Annotated in this window: 17 protein-coding genes and 1 tRNA gene; 6 read left to right on the forward strand and 12 right to left on the reverse strand. The window is 55.0% G+C overall.

The window, feature by feature from the left end; all coding sequences use genetic code 11:
- Window positions 1–140: 140 nt before the first annotated feature.
- A complete protein-coding gene (locus QOY30_RS09750; protein WP_283744421.1) occupies window positions 141–359 on the forward strand; it encodes a hypothetical protein in 219 nt (72 codons plus the stop codon).
- Window positions 360–915: 556 nt separating this feature from the next.
- On the opposite strand, the gene QOY30_RS09755 is transcribed toward QOY30_RS09750, so the two are convergent.
- The 7 genes from QOY30_RS09755 to phbB form a co-directional block, all read right to left on the reverse strand.
- A complete protein-coding gene (locus QOY30_RS09755) occupies window positions 916–1293 on the reverse strand; it encodes a hypothetical protein (protein ID WP_283744422.1) in 378 nt (125 codons plus the stop codon).
- Window positions 1294–1591: 298 nt separating this feature from the next.
- Window positions 1592–3229, reverse strand: coding sequence for an acyl CoA:acetate/3-ketoacid CoA transferase (locus tag QOY30_RS09760; RefSeq protein ID WP_283744423.1), 1638 nt, complete (start codon window positions 3227–3229; stop codon window positions 1592–1594).
- 32 nt (window positions 3230–3261) lie between these two features.
- Entirely contained in the window at window positions 3262–4659 is a 1398-nt protein-coding gene (locus QOY30_RS09765) for a GntP family permease (protein ID WP_283744424.1), read from the reverse strand.
- 278 nt (window positions 4660–4937) lie between these two features.
- Window positions 4938–5567: a response regulator gene (locus QOY30_RS09770; protein WP_283744425.1), complete on the reverse strand. Its 630-nt coding sequence runs from the start codon at window positions 5565–5567 to the stop codon at window positions 4938–4940.
- A gap of 1 nt (window position 5568) precedes the next feature.
- Complete coding sequence (locus QOY30_RS09775) at window positions 5569–6627, reverse strand: PAS domain-containing sensor histidine kinase (protein WP_283744426.1); 1059 nt, start codon at window positions 6625–6627, stop codon at window positions 5569–5571.
- Between the two features lie 54 nt (window positions 6628–6681).
- A complete protein-coding gene (locus tag QOY30_RS09780; protein WP_283744427.1) occupies window positions 6682–7863 on the reverse strand; it encodes an acetyl-CoA C-acyltransferase family protein in 1182 nt (393 codons plus the stop codon).
- Between the two features lie 42 nt (window positions 7864–7905).
- Entirely contained in the window at window positions 7906–8649 is a 744-nt protein-coding gene (gene phbB, locus QOY30_RS09785; RefSeq protein ID WP_283744428.1) for an acetoacetyl-CoA reductase, read from the reverse strand.
- A 379-nt stretch (window positions 8650–9028) separates the two neighbouring features.
- Between phbB and QOY30_RS09790 the strand changes: the two genes are divergently transcribed.
- Window positions 9029–10444: a short-chain fatty acid transporter gene (locus tag QOY30_RS09790; RefSeq protein WP_283744429.1), complete on the forward strand. Its 1416-nt coding sequence runs from the start codon at window positions 9029–9031 to the stop codon at window positions 10442–10444.
- A gap of 145 nt (window positions 10445–10589) precedes the next feature.
- Complete coding sequence (locus tag QOY30_RS09795; protein ID WP_283744430.1) at window positions 10590–12560, forward strand: acetoacetate--CoA ligase; 1971 nt, start codon at window positions 10590–10592, stop codon at window positions 12558–12560.
- Between the two features lie 55 nt (window positions 12561–12615).
- Here QOY30_RS09795 and fur read toward each other — a convergent pair whose 3' ends face one another.
- Window positions 12616–13041, reverse strand: coding sequence for a ferric iron uptake transcriptional regulator (fur, locus tag QOY30_RS09800; protein WP_283744431.1), 426 nt, complete (start codon window positions 13039–13041; stop codon window positions 12616–12618).
- Between the two features lie 119 nt (window positions 13042–13160).
- On the opposite strand from fur, the gene QOY30_RS09805 reads away from it, so the two are divergent.
- The 3 genes from QOY30_RS09805 (at window position 13161) to QOY30_RS09815 (ending at window position 15181) form a co-directional block, all read left to right on the forward strand.
- Window positions 13161–13517: a cupredoxin domain-containing protein gene (locus tag QOY30_RS09805; protein WP_283744432.1), complete on the forward strand. Its 357-nt coding sequence runs from the start codon at window positions 13161–13163 to the stop codon at window positions 13515–13517.
- Window positions 13518–13519: 2 nt separating this feature from the next.
- Complete coding sequence (locus QOY30_RS09810; protein WP_283744433.1) at window positions 13520–14356, forward strand: FTR1 family iron permease; 837 nt, start codon at window positions 13520–13522, stop codon at window positions 14354–14356.
- A gap of 81 nt (window positions 14357–14437) precedes the next feature.
- Complete coding sequence (locus QOY30_RS09815) at window positions 14438–15181, forward strand: hypothetical protein (protein ID WP_283744434.1); 744 nt, start codon at window positions 14438–14440, stop codon at window positions 15179–15181.
- Between the two features lie 263 nt (window positions 15182–15444).
- Here QOY30_RS09815 and QOY30_RS09820 read toward each other — a convergent pair.
- The 4 genes from QOY30_RS09820 to QOY30_RS09835 all read right to left on the reverse strand — a co-directional run bounded on the left by QOY30_RS09820 (window position 15445) and on the right by QOY30_RS09835 (window position 20611).
- Window positions 15445–15529 (reverse strand) — tRNA-Leu (locus QOY30_RS09820).
- 50 nt (window positions 15530–15579) lie between these two features.
- Window positions 15580–16575, reverse strand: a complete 996-nt coding sequence (locus QOY30_RS09825; protein WP_283744435.1) for an oxidoreductase — start codon at window positions 16573–16575, stop codon at window positions 15580–15582.
- Window positions 16576–17787: a 2-oxoglutarate dehydrogenase complex dihydrolipoyllysine-residue succinyltransferase gene (gene odhB, locus QOY30_RS09830; protein WP_283744436.1), complete on the reverse strand. Its 1212-nt coding sequence runs from the start codon at window positions 17785–17787 to the stop codon at window positions 16576–16578.
- A complete protein-coding gene (locus tag QOY30_RS09835) occupies window positions 17774–20611 on the reverse strand; it encodes a 2-oxoglutarate dehydrogenase E1 component (protein WP_283744437.1) in 2838 nt (945 codons plus the stop codon). The genes odhB and QOY30_RS09835 overlap by 14 nt, the downstream gene beginning before the upstream one ends.
- Window positions 20612–20633: the final 22 nt, after the last annotated feature.

Here is a 20633-nt window from a genome sequence, read left to right on the forward strand (position 1 = left end):
ATCATCTTCAAACACGTGGATTATCGATGGCCAGAAAGCAAAGCCGAAATCTGGTGCAGACTCATCAAACACCTATGAAACTGGAAGGTTGCCGATTTTGGCAGTTGCGGGTCAGTTGGTTCTAAGGCTTTGGTGGCGCAATGGATGAACTACCAGTTCACACGCTAATTGGCCATGAGAACAGAGAAGGCGAACTTCTGCTGTGTGGCCTCAACCTTGGCTATAGCAAAGAAGATGAGCGTCAAGAAGCTGCGGGCATCAATAGGTCAGATACCGAGAAGTCATTTTTTTCAGACGGTGAAGTCAACGACTATCCTTTCAGAAATCGTATCGTCTCGTGGTTTTCGCTGTGGGGCTAGCGCTGTCCGAAAATACGGAGAAAGGAGAAAGCAATTTCGAGATGAAAATCCAATTAAGAATAAGGATCATCAAGCCGGAATCCGGAACATCAGAATTCTTTCTTCTGCTTCATATTTCATGCGTTCGAAGAACAGTCTCAGAATGACAATCAAGCGCCTCACTCTGCAGCTTGTGAAAAATGCGCCATGTATGTTCAACTCGGCAGCGCTCTCAGTATTGGCGATTCTGACTTCTCTCTGCCAGGTATCGGATGAAGTTGTGCGACATTCTCCTGACTGTTATCACTTCTACAAGCTGGTCGCCGATGCGCGCTCCCCACCTTCAAGGTCAAGTCGAATTCGAGCCAGTCTTTTTTACTTTCAGCGCTTCATACCTTTCCCGCAATTCATGGATTTTGGGAGAGGTGGGAGGATTTTGCGTATTGGATCCCGCTCTGCTTGCCGGGGTGTTATCTGCGGTGCGCCGGTATTGGTGCGGTGGAAATTTTGCAGGGATATCTGTCGACATGATGCCTCCTTGTTCCAACATTGAAGGAATCAACCGGCGATGTCACATCTACGAAGATTCTAAAGTTTGCTTTTTCAGTTTTGTTTGTTTTGTTAATAACTCTACCAGTTCGTCGAATCCTTCCAGGTGACTTGGAAAACTCAGCTTTTTCCAGTCCCGGAAAGTGATAACCGCCATCCGTTCGCCCTTGGCAGGCCAGACATTGATCGCCGTTATATCGGAAACTTGGTATTGGGCGCGCTTATTAAAATCTACAACAGTAATGCAATCGTCATTGATCGTTAATAAATACTTGTAAGTGCGAAAAGCTTTGGCTACGACAAACAGAAATAATGGCGAAAACAGCAGCCATCCCCAAATCATCGGCTTAGTGCCGATGTACAAAGCAATCAACATTGCCAACGCGGCAGCAAGCTGCAAAATCACCAATCGTTTTGAATACCGATAAGTCATATGAAGTGTTGAAACATGTCATACAACAAATTTTCCGCAAAGTTACGTCCGATTCAATTTGATACTTTTGAAGGCAACTATAGTGGACTGCTTAAAAAACCAACATTGAGGAATTTTATAAGGGTGGAGAACAGTGAAAACTCTCCAGACGATGCGGGAACTTCTTTGAGCAAATACTACTCTTGCCATACCAATTTGGTCAACTTAAGACGGTATCATTAAAGTGGCTTTGCGATGGCTCGGTTCTGATTGCTTGATAAATAGAACTTTTTTACGGTTCCAACAGCATGGGTCTAAGATTCATGGGGCCTTCCAGAAAGATTCTGGCATCCATTAATCCGGGTTTTGCGTTCATGACCGGTCGAAAGGCCATGAGCGCGAGAATGTCACGTTCGGTATCGATGCCGGGTGCGATCTCGATCAGTTCGAGCCCATCCGCGCAAAGGCGGAAGACGCAGCGTTCGGTAACGTAGAGCACGGTCTTGCCGCTCTTGTTGGCCTCGATGCCGCTGAAGGTACGGTGTTCGACTTCGTTGACGAATTTCATCACTTCGCCATCCCTGATGATTTTCAGCTTGCCGTCTTCGACGACGATTTCCTGAGCGCCGGCTGTGAAGGTGCCGACAAAAACGACTTTCCTGGCACTCTGGGAAATGTTGATGAAGCCGCCTGCGCCGGCCAGCCGCGAACCGAACTTGGAGACGTTCAGGTTGCCCTGGCGATCCGCCTGCGCCAAGCCGAGAAAGGCGATGTCCAACCCGCCGCCGTCGTAGAAGTCGAACTGGCTCGGCTGGTCGATGATGGACTGGGTGTTAGTGGCGGCGCCGAAGTTGAGGCCGCCGGCCGGGATGCCGCCGATCACGCCGGGCTCGGCGGTGAGCGTCATCAGGTCGAGGATGCTTTCTTCGGTGGCCACAGAGGCAACGCCCTCGGGCATGCCGATGCCGAGGTTCACAACGGCATTGGCGGACAGTTCCATGGCGGCACGGCGCGCGATAATCTTGCGGTCGGACATCGCCATCACCGGAATTTCCGACAACGGCACACGAACCTCTCCCGCGAAGGCTGCACTGTATTGCTCGATAAATGTCTGCATGTGGTATTCAGGCTTTTCGGCCACGACCACGCAATTCACCAATATGCCCGGGATCTTCACCTGGCGGGGACTGAGCGCGCCGCGTTCGGCGATGCGTTCGACCTGGGCGATGACGATGCCGCCGGAATTGTGCGCGGCCATGGCGATGGCCAGCGCTTCCAGCGTCAGCGCTTCCTTTTCCATCGTGATGTTGCCGTCGGGATCGGCGGTGGTGCCGCGGATGATGCCGACATGGATGGGGAAAGCCTTGTAGAACAGGTATTCCTCGCCGTCGATCTCCATCAATCGCACCAGGTCGGCAGTAGTCTTCTCGTTGAGTTTGCCGCCGCCGAAGCGCGGGTCAACAAAGGTGCCCAGGCCGATACGCGTCAGCGTTCCAGGTTTGCCGGCGGCAATGTCACGGTAGAGATGGGTGATGACACCCTGCGGCAGGTTCCAGGCTTCGATGCGGTTCGATACGGCAAGTTGTTGCAGCTTGGGTACCAGCCCCCAGTGCCCGCCGATCACACGGCTCAGCAGACCCTCGTGGCCGAGATGGTTGAGGCCGCGCTCCTTGCCATCGCCTTGGCCGGCGGCATAAACAAGGGTCAGGTCACGCGGGTGTCCCGGGCTATGCGCATCGGCCCCCTTCCCTTCCAGATACAGGGCCTCAAGTGCAACGGCGATGTTCTCTGGAAAACCGATGCCGACAAAGCCGCTGGTTGCGAGGGTGTCGCCGTCGCGGATACGACAAACAGCCTCGCGCGCAGTCATGATCTTGCCGGTATCGGACACACGCAGCGAATTCGCCGCCGGAAACTGTGATTTAGGCATGGCTGGTTTCTTGTTGTTGCTTTCGCGTTTCCTCAGACCACGCCGGTGAGGTAGAACGCCGCGATGACGACGAATACCGCGGAGGTCTTGATGACGGTGATCGCGAAGATGTCCTTGTAGGAAACGCGGTGAGTCAGTCCCGTCACCGCCAGCAAAGTGATCACGGCTCCATTGTGCGGGAGCGTATCCATGCCGCCGCTGGCCATCGCGGCGACACGGTGGAAGACTTCGAGCGGAATGCCTGCCGCCTGGGCGTTCTGGATGAAGGTATCGGCCATGGCCGCGAGCGCGATGCTCATGCCGCCCGATGCCGAGCCGGTGATCCCGGCCAGGGAGGTGACGGTGATTGCTTCATTGACCAGCGGATTGGGGATGGAAGTGAGCGCATTGGAGACGGAAAGAAAGCCCGGCAAGGCCGCGATCACGGCGCCGAAGCCGTATTCAGAAGCGGTATTCATCGAAGCCAGCAGCGCCCCACTGATGGCCGATTTCGAGCCTTCGGCGAACCTGGAGAATACCGCCTTGCCGGCAAAGACCAGCACGACGAGTATGCCGACCAGCAGCGCACCTTCCACTGCCCAGATAGCCGTGATCTTGGATATCTCCTGAACCACCGGTGCAGCCTTGCCGACGACCGACGGAATGAAGGAATGCGTTTTGCCATAGGCCGCCGGTATCGCGATGGTGAACACCTTGTTCATGACACCGACGAGGACAAGCGGCAAGATCGCGATCCAGGGATTGGCCAGCTTCTCGCGTTCGAAGGGTTCCGGTTCATTCACCAGATTGGTGCCGTAACCTTCGCCGGCTGCCGCAGCCTGGCGACGGCGCCATTCGAGATAGGTGAGACCGCTGATCAGAATGAAGACGGCACCGATGGTACCGAGCCACGGCGCGGCATAGATGTCGGTCTTGAAGAACGTGGTCGGGATGATGTTCTGTATCTGCGGTGTGCCCGGCAGCGAATCCATGGTGAACGTGAAAGCGCCGAGTGCGATCGTACCGGGGATCAATCGCTTCGGTATGTCGCTTTGCCTGAACATTTCGGCTGCGAAAGGATAGACCGCAAAGACCACGACAAACAGGGAGACGCCACCGTAGGTCAGGATGGCGCAAACGGTGACGATGGACAATATGGCCCGTTCGCGCCCGACGATCCTGATGATGGCAGAGACGATGGATTTGGAGAAACCGGACAGTTCGATCACTTTGCCGAAGATGGCCCCAAGCAGGAAGACGGGGAAATACAGTTTGACGAATCCGACCATCTTGTCCATGAACAGGCCGGTGAACATCGGCGCGACCAGCGTTGGATCGGTCAGCAGCACAGCACCGAGCGCGGCAACGGGAGCGAAAAGAATGACGCTGTAGCCGCGATAGGCGACAAACATCAGAAAGCACAAGGCTGCAAGTACGATGATGAAGTCCATGAATCACTCTCCCATGGTTGTTGTCGGTAATTTCGCGTTTGAAGTCGGCGACACGTGTCGTCGTTATGGAAACTGCCATGTCTTTATGGCTGGCAATCCGCTCAGCATGATCTGTTTTCGAGACCTGCGTCGACGATGCCCAGTGCCGGAATCGTAATGGGCTATGTCTGATGACGGTAGTCAGAAGGTTCTAATCAGCGCGTAGGAAAAAACTGACATGACGTGCTTATGTGCCTGATAGCCCGGTCAACTGCCGTTCCGGGATAGCCTGCAGCGGCTCAGACGATTTCATTGCGCAACGCGAACTTGGCGAGTTCGGCATTGCTTTTGACGCCAATCTTCTCAAGTATGCGGGTGCGATAGGTACTGACCGTCTTGACGCTGATGTTCAGGCGTTCGCCGATCTCGGTCAGCGAGATTCCGTTGGCGATCATTCTCATGATCTCGAATTCGCGGGTCGAGAGCTTCTGGTGGGTTGGGCGGTCGTCTTTTCCGCTGAATTGCATCAGCATGAGTTCGGTTCCCCGGTTGGTCAGGTAGCGGCCGCCTGCGGCGATCTTCCTGATCGCCCCGATCAATTCGGCAGGCTCGGCATCCTTGGACAGATAGCCGTTGGCTCCGGCCTTCATGGCGACCACGGCGTACTGCTCTTCGGAATACATCGAAAGGATCAGTACCGGTAATTGGGGGAATTCGATGCGCAGCGATTCGAGGGCTTCCAGGCCGCTACGGCCTGCCATGCTGACGTCCATCAGGACGAGGTCAAGTTCATGTTTGCGGATCTTGTCCAGTGCGTCTGTGCTGTTGGACGCCTCATCGACGACAGAGATGTCGTTTTCATCGGAGAAAAGACGCTTGAGCCCCGAGCGAAAGATAGTGTGGTCATCCACGATGAGTACTCTGATCATGTCATTGAACTCCTTGATGCACTAAGGGAGCAAACAGGCAAAGCCGGGTACCTCCTCCCGGATTGGACCCGATCTCCAGGGTCCCGCCAATCTCTCTGGCTCTTTCCGACATGCCAAGGAGACCGATGGGTGTCATTGTTTGTGACTCCATGTCGATACCTCGACCGTTATCGACGATCTCCATTCGGAAATCGTCATCGTTGAATTCCAGGCGTATGAAGACGGAAGTGGCGTCGGCGTGACGCGCGATGTTGGTCAACGCTTCCTGAAAGATCCGGTAGATGGCGATATTTCGTTTGGGAGAGAGTTTGGTTGTAACTTCGCAGGGAGCCATGCAGGTGGCGATGTTGTAGCGATTGGAAAATACGGCGATCTCTTTCTCGATCGCGGCCACGAGACCGATATGGTCAAGCGCGCTGGGCCTGAGTTCCTCCGATATTTCCCTGACCGTATTGATCGTATCCTGGGTCAGTGCGAGCAGGCCGTGGGTGATCTCCTGCACTTCGGGCGAATCGACCCTGCGCATGATCCTGCTGACATCCATCTTGATGGAAGTCAGCATGCCTCCAAGCACGTCGTGGAGGTCGCGGGCGAATTTGGCACGCTGCTCTTCGCGCAATCTGTTGATATTCGCCGCAAGCTCCTGCAACTGGGCCTTGGAGCGAATCAGCTCCTCGTCTCTTTTCAAACGCTCGGTGACATCGACCCCTATACCGACAATGGCAGGGCGTCCCTTGTAGTCCATCCGCGTGCCGTGCACTTCGATCAGTATGACGCGGCCGTCTTTATGCACAAGACGTGTAACGAACCTCAGGCTTTTCAGGTCACCGTTGATGCGGCGCCAATAGAGCGCCATCAATTCGTCGAGAAAACCGGGATCCACGAACTCGCGCAGGTGCCCTCCGATCATTTCTTCCGGCGTCCTTCCTATCATTTCCGCCCAGGTGGCATTTGCATAGGCAAAGTGCTCATCCTGTAGCACGTAGATACCCGCCAATGATTGTTCGACAATGGCGCGAAACGGTATTGAAGGAAAAAATTGGTCTTCTTGATCAATCATGGGCCGTTCCTTTGAGCGCAGGAATGGATGCAAAGTCGAGTATGCAGGGCGTACTCAATACCTTTCAAAAATCACTGCAAAGCCCTGGCCACCCCCGATGCACATGGTCACCAGGGCGTAGCGCCCGCCGGTGCGCTGCAATTCGTAAATGGCCTTGGTTGCAAGGAATGCCCCCGAGCAGCCAACCGGATGACCCAGTGCGATCGCGCCGCCGTTCGGATTGACCTTGTCCGGGTCGAAATCGAGTCCGCGCGCAACCGCGATGGCCTGCGCCGCAAAGGCTTCGTTGCTCTCGATCACATCCATCTGGGCAAGCGTGAGTCCGCCTTTCTTCAGCGCCAGTCTGGTTGCAGGGATGGGGCCTTCTCCCATGATCTCGTTGGACACACCGGCCACGGCATAAGACACGAGCCGCGCCATCGGTTTGTGCCCTGCCGCGCCCGCCACTGCGGCATCGGCAAGCACCAGGAAAGCGGCGCCATCGTTGATGCCCGAGGCATTGCCCGCGGTCACGGAGCCATCCTTCTTGAACACGGGTTTCATCTTGGCCAGCGTCTCCATCGTCGTGCCGGGCCTCACATGTTCATCGGTGTCGAAGACCACCTCGCCCTTGCGGGTCTGCTTGACGATGGGAACGATCTGCGAACCGAAACGGCCTTCGGCAATCGCCGCAGTGGCACGGCGGTGCGACTCGACAGCAAGTGCGTCCTGCTCCTCGCGCGTGATGCCCCACTTGGTAACGAGATTTTCGGCGGTGATGCCCATGTGGCCCACGCCAAACGGGTCGGTCAGCGTTGCAACCATGGTGTCGATCAGATGGGTGTCGCCCATGCGCGCACCGGTGCGCATCGCACTGGACAGGTAACCGCCACGGCTCATCACTTCGACGCCGCCGCCTATGCCATAGTCGCAATCGCCGAGCAGAATGTTCTGCGCGGTCGTCACGATAGCCTGCAGGCCGGACGAGCACAGGCGGTTCACCGACATGGCGACCGACTCCATCGGCAGCCCGGCCTGGATCGCCGCCACGCGGGCGACGTAGGCGAACCGGCTTTCGGTGGGAATGGTGTTGCCGACTGTCACGTAGTTGATTGCTTTCGGATCGACTCCGGAACGCGCCACCGATTCCTTCATCACGGTGCCTGCCAGTTCGGCCGGTTCGATATCGGCCAGGGAGCCGCCATAAGTACCGATGGCGGAACGGACTGCGCTAAGGATCACGACTTCTTTGCTCATTTGTAAACTCACCCGATCTAAAAAAACAATAAGAAATTCTTTTCAGTACATGTGCAGACCGCCATTGATGGCGATGTTGGCACCGGTGATGAAAGCCGCATCATCCGAAGCAAGATAAGACACCAGTTTGGCGATCTCTTCCGGCTTGCCCAGCCGTCCTACCGGAATGGTAGAAACGATCTGGTCGAGTATCTCCGGCTTGATCGCCATGAGCATCTCGGTGCCGATATAGCCGGGCGAGATGGTATTGACGGTAATACCCTTGGCGGCAGTTTCTTGTGCCAGCGCTTTAGTGAAACCATGCATTCCCGCTTTTGCGGCAGAATAATTGGTCTGTCCGAACTGGCCTTTTTGACCGTTGACGGAGGACATGTTGATGATACGGCCCCAGCCTTCTGCCAGCATATCATCCACTACCTGGCGCGTAACATTAAACACGCTGTTGAGATTGACGTTAAGCACATCCATCCAGTTTTCCAGCGGCATTTTCCTGAACACACCGTCTTTGGTGATGCCGGCATTATTTATCAGCACGCTCACGGGACCAATGTCTGTCTTTATTTTTGCCATCATGACCACGACGGAATCATAATCTGAAACATCGCCCTCTGCGATATGCACATCTCTGCCGGCAGCACGCTCGGAGATCTGCCAGGAATGAGCCCGTTCCTTCTCTGCCGCGATGTAATTGGCCACCACCACAAAACCGTCGGCAAAAAGCTGTCTGCAGATGCTGCTGCCGATGCCGCCTGTGCCGCCCGTTACCAATGCAATACGTTTGTTCATGTCGCGTTCCCTCCGGCCTTCTTGTCTATAGATGCGCCTTCACGGCTGATGTCTTCTTCACGATCAGCCTGTCGGGCAGTACCTCTGATCAGTCCGCAATTAAAGACCTCTTCCGCATTGAGGAATCCATTTTGGTGGCATCCCTGTCACAGTGGAATTAATATGCTGGAGCATTGCCGGGCGACTCTCTGTAGGAAGAGTCTTGTTGTCTTGTAGGAATGTTCTGAAAATGTGGTTCAGATAGAGCGAGCGCAATCTGAATCCATTATGCATGGTAGATTCTGCGGATATCAGTTCAGGAAAGAGCAGTTCTAGTCAGATGTTGGTGGATTATTTTTAAAAGCTTGAATCTTAACTTGGTGAACGAGGGAGTAAAAAAATGAATAAAAAAAGTTCTCAGGCAATTGCAGGTCAGGAAAAGGAAGGCGCTATCGCAAGAATGGGCATCAGTCTGGCCAACTGGAGTGAAAGATGGTTTCCGGACGCCTTTGTCTTTGCCGCGCTGGCTGTGGTCATCGTCAGTCTCGGCGCGCTGGCAATGGGCAGGACCCCTTCCCAAGTCTCGGTTGATTTTGGCAAATCCTTCTGGAACCTTATTCCCTTCACCATGCAAATGGCCTTCGTCGTGATCGGCGGCTATGTAGTGGCGGTGTCGAAACCGGTACAAAAGCTGATCGTCGTGCTGGCCAGGTTTCCGAAGACTCCCAAGGGTGCCGTTGCCTATGTTGGTTTCATGGCGATGCTCACTTCATTGCTGAGCTGGGGTTTCAGCCTGATCTTTTCAGGCATCCTGATGCGCGAAATCTGCAAGCGTCTGGACGGGGTGGATTATCGCGCGATCAGCGCAGCAGGCTTTCTCGGCCTCGGCACGGTGTGGGCGCTAGGCTTGTCATCTTCCGCAGCATTGATGATGGCTACGAAGGGATCCATTCCTCCGGCATTGCTCAAGATCAGCGGGGTGATCTCGCTCGAACAGACTTTGTTTACCTGGCAAAACCTGGTGATGATTCTTACGCCCATGGTGATTTCCACATGGATCTGCTATTCGTCTACCCCGGCCGCGCATTTGGCGAAGACCTTTGAGATGGCGGGCGTAAAACACCAAGAGTCCGAAGATATCGGGGTCGCAAAAACGCCCGGCGAGAACCTGGAATTCAGTCCTTTCCTGACGGTAGTACTTGTCGCCCTGGGCGTGCTCTATCTGGTGGACGTCTTTGCCACCAAGGGAGGGTTGGCCGCGCTGGATTTGAACACTTACAACTTCATGTTCATCATCGCCGGATTGCTGTTGCACTGGAGGCCTCGCGCTTTCTTGCGCGCCATCGCCAAAGCGGTACCCATGACCGGCGGCATCCTGATCCAGTTTCCGCTCTATGCCGGTATATTCGGAATATTGATGGGCTCCGGCATCAATGAGATTCTGGCGAAATTCTTTGTTTCCATCTCGACACAAGATACATTGGCTGCGGTTGTGGGGGTGTATTCGGCGATCCTGGGCTTGTTCCTGCCGTCCGGCGGTGGCAAGTGGGTAGTCGAAGCACCATATCTGCTGCAGGCAGCAACCGAACTCAAGGTCAACCTGGCATGGGTGGTGCAGTGCTATAACGCGTCCGAAGCTTTGCCGAACTTCATCAATCCCTTCTTTATGCTGCCTTTGATGGGCTTGGTTGGCGTGAAGGCGCGCGAACTGGCCGGTTACACCATGTTGCAACTGATATTCCTGGCCCCCGTCACGATCTTCCTGTTGTGGTTGCTTTCCATGACCATGCCCTTTGTGGCTCCGATCCTGCCTTGAGTCCGGGACGGTTTTTCTTCAAGTAACGACAGTCGCCTCGTGTTCTGTGTGGCGGCTGTCAACATGAAGATGGAGTCTGAAATCCGAAAATTTGCAGTACTGCATCCATGATGAATTCAAAATTCGTTTCGATATAAAAAACACCATGACCGATCTCTGCTGGACACCGTCTGCCGAAAAAGTCGCCGCCGCGCGCGTTACGGCCTTCATGCACAATTTGAAACCCCTTGCCGGCGAGCTGGAAGGCTATGAGGCACTGTGGCGCTGGTCGATAGAACAACCGGAAGCGTTCTGGCGTGCCGTCTGGGATTTTGCCGGCGTCATCGGCGAGCCGGGCAAGTGCATCCTGAAGCGCGATCCGCAACAGGGAATGCTGGGTGCGCATTGGTTCCCGGATGCACAGCTCAATTTCGCCGAGAACCTGTTGCGCCCTTCGGCAAATGCAGATGCGCTGGTATTCTGGGGCGAGGATCGGGTACAGCGCAGACTTTCGCGCAAGGAACTGCACAGCGAAGTGGCGCAACTGGCTGCAGCCCTGCGCAAGCTGGGCGTTGTAGCCGGGGATCGCGTGGCCGTCTGGCTCCCCAACATGCCGGAGGCGATAATCGCGATGCTGGCCGTCGCGAGCATCGGTGCGATTTTCACCTCCGCGTCTCCCGATTTCGGCGTACAGGGTGCACTGGATCGCTTTGGCCAAGTGACGCCCAAAGTACTCATCGGCGTCGATGGCTACTTCTACAACAGCAAGACGATCGACGTGCTGGGCAAGCTGGGTGAAGTTGCGAGCCAGCTTCACACGGTCGAGAAAGTGATCGTCGTTTCCTACGTATCCGAAGCGAGCTCGTACGACGCAATCCCCAAGGCAACGGGATGGAGGGAGTTCGTCGCGCCCTTCACCAAGGCGGATACCATTGATTTCGCCGACCTGCCCTTCGATCACCCTCTCTACATCCTGTATTCCTCGGGCACCACCGGCGTGCCCAAGTGCATCGTCCACGGCGCGGGCGGCACCCTGTTGCAGCACCTGAAGGAACACCAATTGCACGGCGATATACGCGAAGGTGACCGGCTGTTCTACTTCACCACCTGCGGCTGGATGATGTGGAACTGGCTGGCGAGCGGGCTCGCCAGCGGCGCAACGCTCCTGCTCTACGATGGCAATCCCTTCGTCGGCGAAGGCCGCGTCCTTTTCGATTATGCGCAAGCAGAACGCATGACCCATTTCGGAACCTCCGCCAAATACATCGACGCCCTGGCCAAGTCCGGGCTGGTGCCGAGGGAGCGCTTCGATCTTTTTGCCTTGCGCGCGATCTTCTCAACCGGCAGTCCCCTGTCGGCGGAAGGATTCGATTTCGTGTACCGGTCCATCAAACCTGAGGTACAGCTATCGTCGATCTCCGGCGGCACCGACATTGTTTCCTGCTTTGTTTTGGGCAGCCCGATCTTGCCGGTGAGGCGCGGCGAGATCCAGTGCCGGGGACTTGGCATGGCGGTGGATGTCTTCGATGACAATGGCAAACCCCTACGCGGAGAGAAGGGCGAACTGGTCTGCACCCAGCCATTCCCTTCGATGCCCCTGGGATTCTGGAACGATGCCGACGGTGCCAAATATCGGGCCGCATATTTCGAACGCTTCCCGGGGGTGTGGTGCCACGGTGACTTCTGCGAGATCACGGAGCACGGCGGCCTCGTCATTCATGGGCGCTCGGACGCCACACTCAATCCCGGCGGCGTACGCATAGGCACCGCAGAAATCTACCGGCAGGTGGAGCGTCTGTCGGAGGTAATGGAGTCACTGGTCATCGCTCAAACCTGGCCACCCGGCAGTCTCGGCGATGTGCGCATCGTGCTTTTCGTCAGACTGCGCGAGGGCACGGTTCTGACCGAAGAATTGGTAAAACGGATCAAATCTACCATCCGCGAAAACACGACCCCGCGGCATGTGCCGGCGAAGATCCTTGCGGTGCCCGACATGCCGCGCACCAAGAGTGGCAAATTGGTGGAGATTGCCGTGCGCAACGTGATTCACGGCGAGCCGGTAAAAAATCTCGAGGCGTTGTTGAATCCGGAGGCGCTGGCGCATTTCGGCAACCGAACTGAACTGGCCGGTGACTAGCCGGGCCGAGGTTGCACGCGCAGGTTAATCTCTCCCGGCAGATCGCCAATCTGCATCAGGGTTTATTCGGACACTTCGGCTTGATGCAATCGGCGTAGATATAGAGCGAATGATCGTGAACTGAATACCCACGGTCGGCAGCAGCTTTCTTTTGTCGCGACTCGATGGTCGCATCGTAGAACTCTTCTATCCTTCCGCATTGCAGGCACACGATGTGATCGTGATGCTTGCCTTCATTCAATTCAAACACCGACTTGTCGCCTTCAAAGTGGTGTCTTATCAGCAACCCGGCTTGCTCAAACTGGGTCAGCACCCGGTAAACCGTAGCCAACCCCACGTCGTCGCCGCTGGCCAGCAGTTTTTTATAGACATCCTCGGCACTTAAATGGCGCTCATTTCCGTTTCCAAACAGGTTTAACACCTTGAGACGCGGCAGGGTGGATTTCAGCCCGGCCGTCTTGAGATGAGTCAAATGATCCATGGTGAAACTCCCCGCTTTCTGTGAATGTTGAAAATAATATATGAATGCAGTTGCAAATGCAAATGAGAATGATTACTATTACCATCAGCTGATTCATATTCCCAACTAAAGGAACAATTATGCGGATTCCATTTTTACTACCAATTATGCTGGTCGGCGCATGTGCCATAAACAGCTTTGCGCTTGCTGCAGATGAAGCACCAACCGTGCTGACGATCCGCGACGGCAAGTTCGAACCGAACCAGCTGGTACTCCCGTCCGGCGTCAAGTTGAAATTGTTAGTCCGCAATCTGAATGCTATTCCGGCCGAGTTCGAAAGCTATGACCTTTCGCGCGAGGTTGTTGTGCCGGGTCATGGAGAAGCGACGATTTATATCGGGCCGATGGATCCGGGAAGCTACCAGTTCTTTAATGACTTCGACCACGAAATGCAAGGTTCGATTATGGCGAAACCCGCCGTCAGAAAGGAGAACTGAACATGCTTGCAACGGCAGTCATCATGTTTCGCGAAGTGTTGGAAGCGGCGCTCATCATTGCAATCGTGCTTGGCGCGAGTCGAGGGATTCCCGGTCGGGGTCGCTGGGTAATCGGTGGTGTCGCACTGGGTTTGCTCGGTGCATCCATTGTTGCAATCCTGGCCAATGTTGCTTCTTCGGAGTTTTCCGGTAATGGACAAGCAATTCTCAACGCGGCGATTCTGCTAAGTGCTGTAGTCATGCTTACATGGCATAACGTATGGATGAGCTCCAACGCCCGGCAATTTTCAACTGACATAAAAGAAGTCGGTTCAGCCGTTCAATCCGGTCAACGTCCTCTGGCGGCATTAATGGTCATCACAATGGTAGCGGTGATGCGCGAAGGATCCGAAGCGGTGCTCTTTCTTTGGGCCATTGCCACCAGCGGCGAGCAAAGCTTGAATATGGTTATGGGTGGTCTTGGAGGCGTGGTCGCTGGCGTTATGGCAGGGCTGTTGCTGTACCTCGGCTTGTTGCGCATCCCCGTCCGGCATTTCTTTTCAATCACGAGCTGGCTGATCCTTCTCCTTGCAGCCGGGCTTTCAGCACAAGCGGCTGCCTTCCTGAATCAGGTCGGCCTGTTGCCGGCATTGGGAAACGGGCTATGGAACACTTCAAACATACTGAGCCAAACCAGCCTGCTCGGGCAGCTGTTGCATATTCTGGTGGGCTACATTGCCCGTCCGTCAGGCATTGAGGTCGTGTTCTATGTCGGCACATTCCTGACGATCCTGATTCTGATGCGTTTGTCTGGAAAAAAACGAAGTGAACAGGTAAAGGCCGCTGAAAATCCAGGTTAATTCACAGATGTAATTCAAGCAATTTTATTCAAGGAATAGATTTCCTCATTAACCATACAGAATATGAATGGAAGAATATTTATGCAACGGAATCGATTAATTGCACCAATTGCCACGCTTGCAATCATGACAGGTCTGGCAGTAAGTACGGCTCGTGCGGACAACGACTTCATCGTCTATTCGCCTTATGTGGTTCAAGGGCAAAGCGAAGTAGAAGCATATGGTTTCAGCTCGCAGGATGGTCGCAGCAATCTCAATGGTGCGAGTGGTTACAACATATCGGTAGCACATGCGGTAACCAGTTGGTGGAAACCGGAGATATATGTCGGCGAATTCAATCGCGATCCTGGCGCAACAACGCATCCTTCAGGTTATGAATTCGAAAATACATTTCAACTTACTGATCGGGGCGAATACTGGGCAGACGTTGGGTTTTTGGCGGCTTACGCTCACAATAAACAACCCGGAGTAATAAGCAACACAGAATTTGGGGCGCTATTGGAAAAGTGGTCCGGACATATTGATCAGCGTCTGAATTTGATTTTGGAAAAACAAGTTGGTGGCGCAGCTAGCGGAGTGTATGCGTTCCGCTCGGCCTACAGCGTTAGCTATAAAATGGACTTTAACAAGGCTTCATTTTCGCCCGGTATCGAAGTCTACTTCCGCCCCAATGACAACTCCTATCAAATCGGGCCGGTGCTTTATGGGGAAATCCGGACCGATGCGGGAAACGAACTGGAATATAGCCTAGGCGTAGTTCATGGCATTAACCTGGGTGCTCCTGACAGAACTCTATTGGCCAGATTGGAATACGAGTTCTTTTAGTCTCAATGGAAACAATTAGCTCTGTTGAAATTATTGCCGCATCCCGTCCATAAAAGTGGGCCTCGCATATTTCGTCCAACATCATTTCAGGCAAGAGTGGCTATGATGAACGGCCGACATCGAGAGTCGTGAAGGATCTAAATTGGTAAGGCAGACACTGAAATCTCAACCTACATAATGGCAACAAATCAAGCGGTTCAGGTAGCCTGTATAGTGGCTTGGAGAATTTTAACTTCGGAACCGTTATATTCTAAAGTTCTTTTTGGTGCGGAAGACAGGACTCGAACCTGCACACCTTGCGGCGCTGGAACCTAAATCCAGTGCGTCTACCAATTCCGCCACTTCCGCATCCGGAACACTGAAGGCTCCAAAGGGCGCGCATTATAACCGAGCGATTCCTAGTTCGGAGCAAATTCCACCACAGATCGCCCATGAGCCTCGCCCTTGATCAGTTTTACACAGGCTTCGGGAAGCTCGGAAAAAGCGATTCGATGGGCGATCTGGTCGAATTTTGGGATGCGCAGATCACTGGCCATCCGTTGCCACATCAGCTTGCGCAATGGCATCAATGTCGCCGAGGAATCCACGCCGAGCAGTTTCACCCCGCGCAGGATGAAGGGGAACACCGTAGTGTGCAACTCGGCACCGCCGGCATTGCCGAAACTGGCAATGGCACCTTCCATCTGCATGGTACGGGCAAGCCAGGCCAGAGTATCTCCCCCCACCGCATCCAGTGCACCTGCCCACAAAGCTTTTTCCAACGGGCGCGTGCTCTTCATGTCGATCTCGTTCCGCGCCAATATTTCGCTGGCACCAATTGATTTCAGGTAATCATGCTCGCCGGCTTTCCCGGTCAGAGCGACCACGTGATAACCGAGTTGAGACAACATCTGGACTGCAATACTGCCCACGCCCCCTGTCGCACCGGTCACGATCACCTTGCCTTTTTGGGGCGTAAGCTCGTTTTGTTCCAGGCGATGGATCGCCAGGGCGGCAGTAAATCCGGCAGTACCCAAAGCCATCGACTCGAACAGGGTTAGCCCGGACGGCAACGGCACGATCCAATCTGCCGGAACGCGCACGTATTCGGCAAACCCGCCGTCATGCGCCACGCCCATGTCATAGCCGGTCACCAATACCTGATCGCCCGCCTTGTAGCGTGCATCCTGAGAAGATTCAACGACCCCGGCAACGTCTATGCCTCCCACGCATGGGAAACGGCGAATGACTTTGCCAGCCCCGGTTGCGGCGAGCGCATCCTTGTAATTGACACCGGAGTAATGCGTGCGGATAACTACTTCACCCGTGTCAAAATCGTCCTGAGATAACTCGACGAAACGTCCGGCGGATTTACCGCTTTCCTCAACAATCCGGTAGGCGCGAAACGTCTTCATTTACAGGTCCAGCAACACGCGTGCCGAAAACTCTTCCAGCACTTCTTTGATAGTGACGAGGAATTGCACGGCTTCGCGCCCATCGATGATGCGGTGATCATAGGAAAGCGCAAGATAGTTCATCGGGCGGATGACCACTTGGCCGTTCTCAGCCACCGGACGGTCCTTGGTTGCATGGATGCCAAGAATCGCGCTCTGCGGCGGATTAATGATGGGTGTGGAAAGCATGGAGCCGAATACGCCGCCATTGGTGATGGAAAAAGTACCACCGGTCAATTCTTCCATTGTGATCTTGCCGACTTTGGCGCGCGCGGCATACTCAGCGATGCTTTTTTCGATGTCCGCAAGGGACATCTTGTCCGCGTCACGCAGAATCGGCACGACCAAGCCGCGTTCGCTGCCAATCGCCATGCCGATGTCGAAAAATCCGTGGTAAATAATGTCCGTGCCGTCCACAGACGCGTTGACGATAGGAAACTTCTGCAAGGCAATCACGACAGCCTTGACGAAGAACGAGGAGAAGCCCAGTTTGACGCCGTGTTTCTTCTCGAAAGCCTCTTTGTACTTGTTGCGCAACTCGATCACCGGCTGCATGTTCACTTCGTTGAACGTGGTCAGGATCGCGGAATTCTGCTGCGATTGCAGCAAGCGTTCGGCGATACGCTGGCGTATGCGCGTCATCGGCACACGTTGTTCGGGGCGGACACCGGCAGGCACGGCAACTGGTGCGATCATTGGTTGACTTGCCGCTGGTTGCTGGGCTGCACCCAACACATCTTCCTTTGTGACCAGACCATTGCGGCCGCTGCCCTGCAAACTTGCAGCATCCACATCAAGCGCATGCGCCATTTTGCGTGCCGAGGGAGAAACGGCTGCGGCTTGAGACGACGCCTTGGGAACACTGGCGGCAACGGGTGCCGCTATGGAAGCCGGGGCTGCAACAGGTACCTCAGCCGCAGCTTGCGCGACAGCCGCCGTGTCGATCTGGGCGATGACTTCACCGCTACCCACTTTCGCTCCATCAGCTTTGATGATCTTCACCAGAACACCGCTTTTGATTGCCGGCAACTCCAACACCACTTTATCGGTTTCGATATCGATCAGATTCTCGCCTTCCTTCACTGCCTGGCCGGCCTGCTTATGCCAGGTCAGCAAAGAAGCTTCGGACACCGATTCGGAAAGTTGCGGGACTTTGACTTCAATGATGCTCATGGTGCGCTCCTGGTATGTTCTTTACATCGAGGTCGGGACGGAATGCAGCTTCAATCACTGCTTTTTGTTGTTCACTATGTGTGGCCAGATAACCGGCTGCGGGCGAGGCTGAAGATGGACGCAGTGCATATTCGAGACGCATCCCTTTCCGCATATGGCGAACAAGGTAATGCTGAACGCGATGCCATGCACCCTGATTACCCGGTTCTTCCTGACACCAGACCACTTCGGTCGCTTTTGGATACGCTGCGATCTGCGCCGCAAATTCGTCGTGCGGGAAAGGATAGAGTTGCTCCAGCCGGATGACAGGGGTATTCTCTATACCCTTTTCACGGCGGTGTTTGACAAGGTCGAAATACACTTTTCCGCTACACACGATGACACGCTTCACCTTTGCCGCATCCACTGTGTCGATTTCGGGTATCACGGTCTGGAAGGCTCCTTCCGCCAGCATTTGCATCGGAGAAGCCGCATCCTTGCTACGCAGCAAGCTCTTGGGTGTGAACACAACAAGAGGTTTGCGATAGGGGCGCAACATCTGACGGCGCAACAAGTGAAATATTTGGGCGGATGTGGTCGGGACGCACACCTGGATATTGTAGTCGGCACACAGTTGCAGGTAACGCTCGATACGTCCTGAAGAGTGCTCCGGCCCCTGCCCCTCGTAACCATGCGGCAACAGCATGGTCAGGCCGCACAACCTGCCCCACTTGGCTTCGCCGGAAGCGATGAACTGGTCGATGACCACTTGCGCACCGTTCACGAAATCGCCGAACTGCGCTTCCCAGATAGTCAGGGTATTCGGCTCGGCGGTGGCGTAACCGTATTCGAATCCCAATACTGCCTCTTCCGAGAGTATCGAATCGATCACGATAAAGTCGGCCTGATCCGGAGCGATGTTTTGCAACGGAATATACAAGCCCTTGTCCCATTGTTCACGGTTCTGGTCGTGCAACACGGCATGCCGGTGGAAGAAAGTACCGCGACCGGTATCCTCGCCGGACAGGCGCACCGGATAGCCTTCTGCAACCAGGCTTGCATAGGCGAGGTTTTCGGCCATACCCCAGTCCAGTGCCAATTCGCCTTTGCCCATCGCGACACGGTCTGCGATGATTTTCTCCACGCGCGAGTGCAACTTGAAATTCTCGGGGATCGCGACCAAACGTCCAGCCAGTTGCCGCAGGCGCTCAAGCGGAACGCTGGTCACCGCTGGCGTCTTCCAGGAAATGTCGCCGATGAATTTCGACCAGCTCACTGCAAATTCATGCTTGAACTCGGTCAGCACCGGCTGTATTGGATTCCTGCCTTCGTCCATCGCTTGCCGATAAGCTGCGACCATCGCATCTGGTTCGTCCGCAGTCAACACACCCCGCTCAACCAGACGCTGCGCGTACAAGGCACGCGTGCCCGGGTGCTGATTGACCTTGCGATACATCAACGGTTGAGTGACCAAAGGTTCGTCTTGTTCGTTGTGTCCCAACTTGCGGAAACACACCAGGTCCACAACCACGTCCTTTCCGAAATGCATACGATAATCGATTGCGATCTCGGTGATCAGCAACACCGCCTCCGGATCATCTGCGTTCACATGCAGAATCGGCGCGTCGACCATCTTCGCCACATCGGTGCAATACAGCGACGAGCGCATGTCACGCGGGTCGGATGTGGTAAAGCCGATCTGGTTGTTGACCACGATATGCACGGTCCCGCCGGTACCGTAGCCGCGCGTTTGCGACAGGTTGAACGTTTCCTGATTCACGCCCTGGCCGCCGAAAGCCGAGTCGCCGTGAAGCAGGATCGGCAACACCTGCTTGCCTTTGACATCGTGACGACGATGCTGCCGGGCGCGTACCGAGCCCTCGACGACAGGATTGACAATCTCCAGATGCGACGGATTGAACGCCAGTGTGAGATGCATAGGGCCGCCCGGCGTGGCGATATCCGAAGAAAAACCCTGATGGTATTTCACATCGCCGGCAGCCAGATGTTCCGTATGAATGCCTTCGAATTCCGCAAACAATTCCTTGGGCAGCTTGCCCAACGTATTGATCAGCACATTCAGACGGCCGCGGTGTGCCATGCCGATGACCGACTCCTTGACGCCTTGATTGCCAGCCCGCTGCAACAAATGGTCCAGCATCGGGATCAGCGTGTCTCCGCCTTCCAGGGAAAACCGCTTTTGCCCGACATACTTGGTGTGCAGATAGCGCTCCAGTCCCTCGGCTGCAGTCAATCGTTCGAGAATGCGCTTTTTGGTTTCATTGGGGTAATGCGGCTCGCCGGCAGCCCCCTCCAGACGCGCTTGTATCCAGCGTTTCTCAACGACGCTGCTGATGTACATGTATTCGGCACCAACGCTGCTGCAGTAGATCCTGCGAAGGCGTTGCAGTATCTCGCGCAGGGTCATGCGCTTGCCGCCTTCCAGCGATCCGGTAAAGAAGGTCTCGTCCATGTCGGCTTCGCTCAGCCCGTAATAGGACGGGTTCAATTCCGCCACTTCCGGTGCGGGATGGCGTTTCAGCGGATCGAGCTCGGCAATGCGCGCACCCAGGAACCGATAGGCATTGATGAGCTGAAGAACCTTGGCCTGCTTACGCGTCTCATCGGCATGCACCGGCGGCTCAGCCTGGCGCTTGTTCAACTCCAGGAACCCCCGTTGAATCGGGCTATGCGCCACGTCGCGCTGGAGATTCGCGGATTGCAGTTTGTCAAAATAGGCGCGCCATTCAGTCGGCACGGATGACGCATCCTGAAGATAGTCTTCATACAGACTCTCGACGAATACATTGTTTCCTCCCGACAACAGGGAGGTATTTTGCATCATTTGCAGATAGTTAGTTCCCGGA

This window comes from Sideroxydans sp. CL21 (assembly GCF_902459525.1).
Classification (GTDB): domain Bacteria; phylum Pseudomonadota; class Gammaproteobacteria; order Burkholderiales; family Gallionellaceae; genus Sideroxyarcus.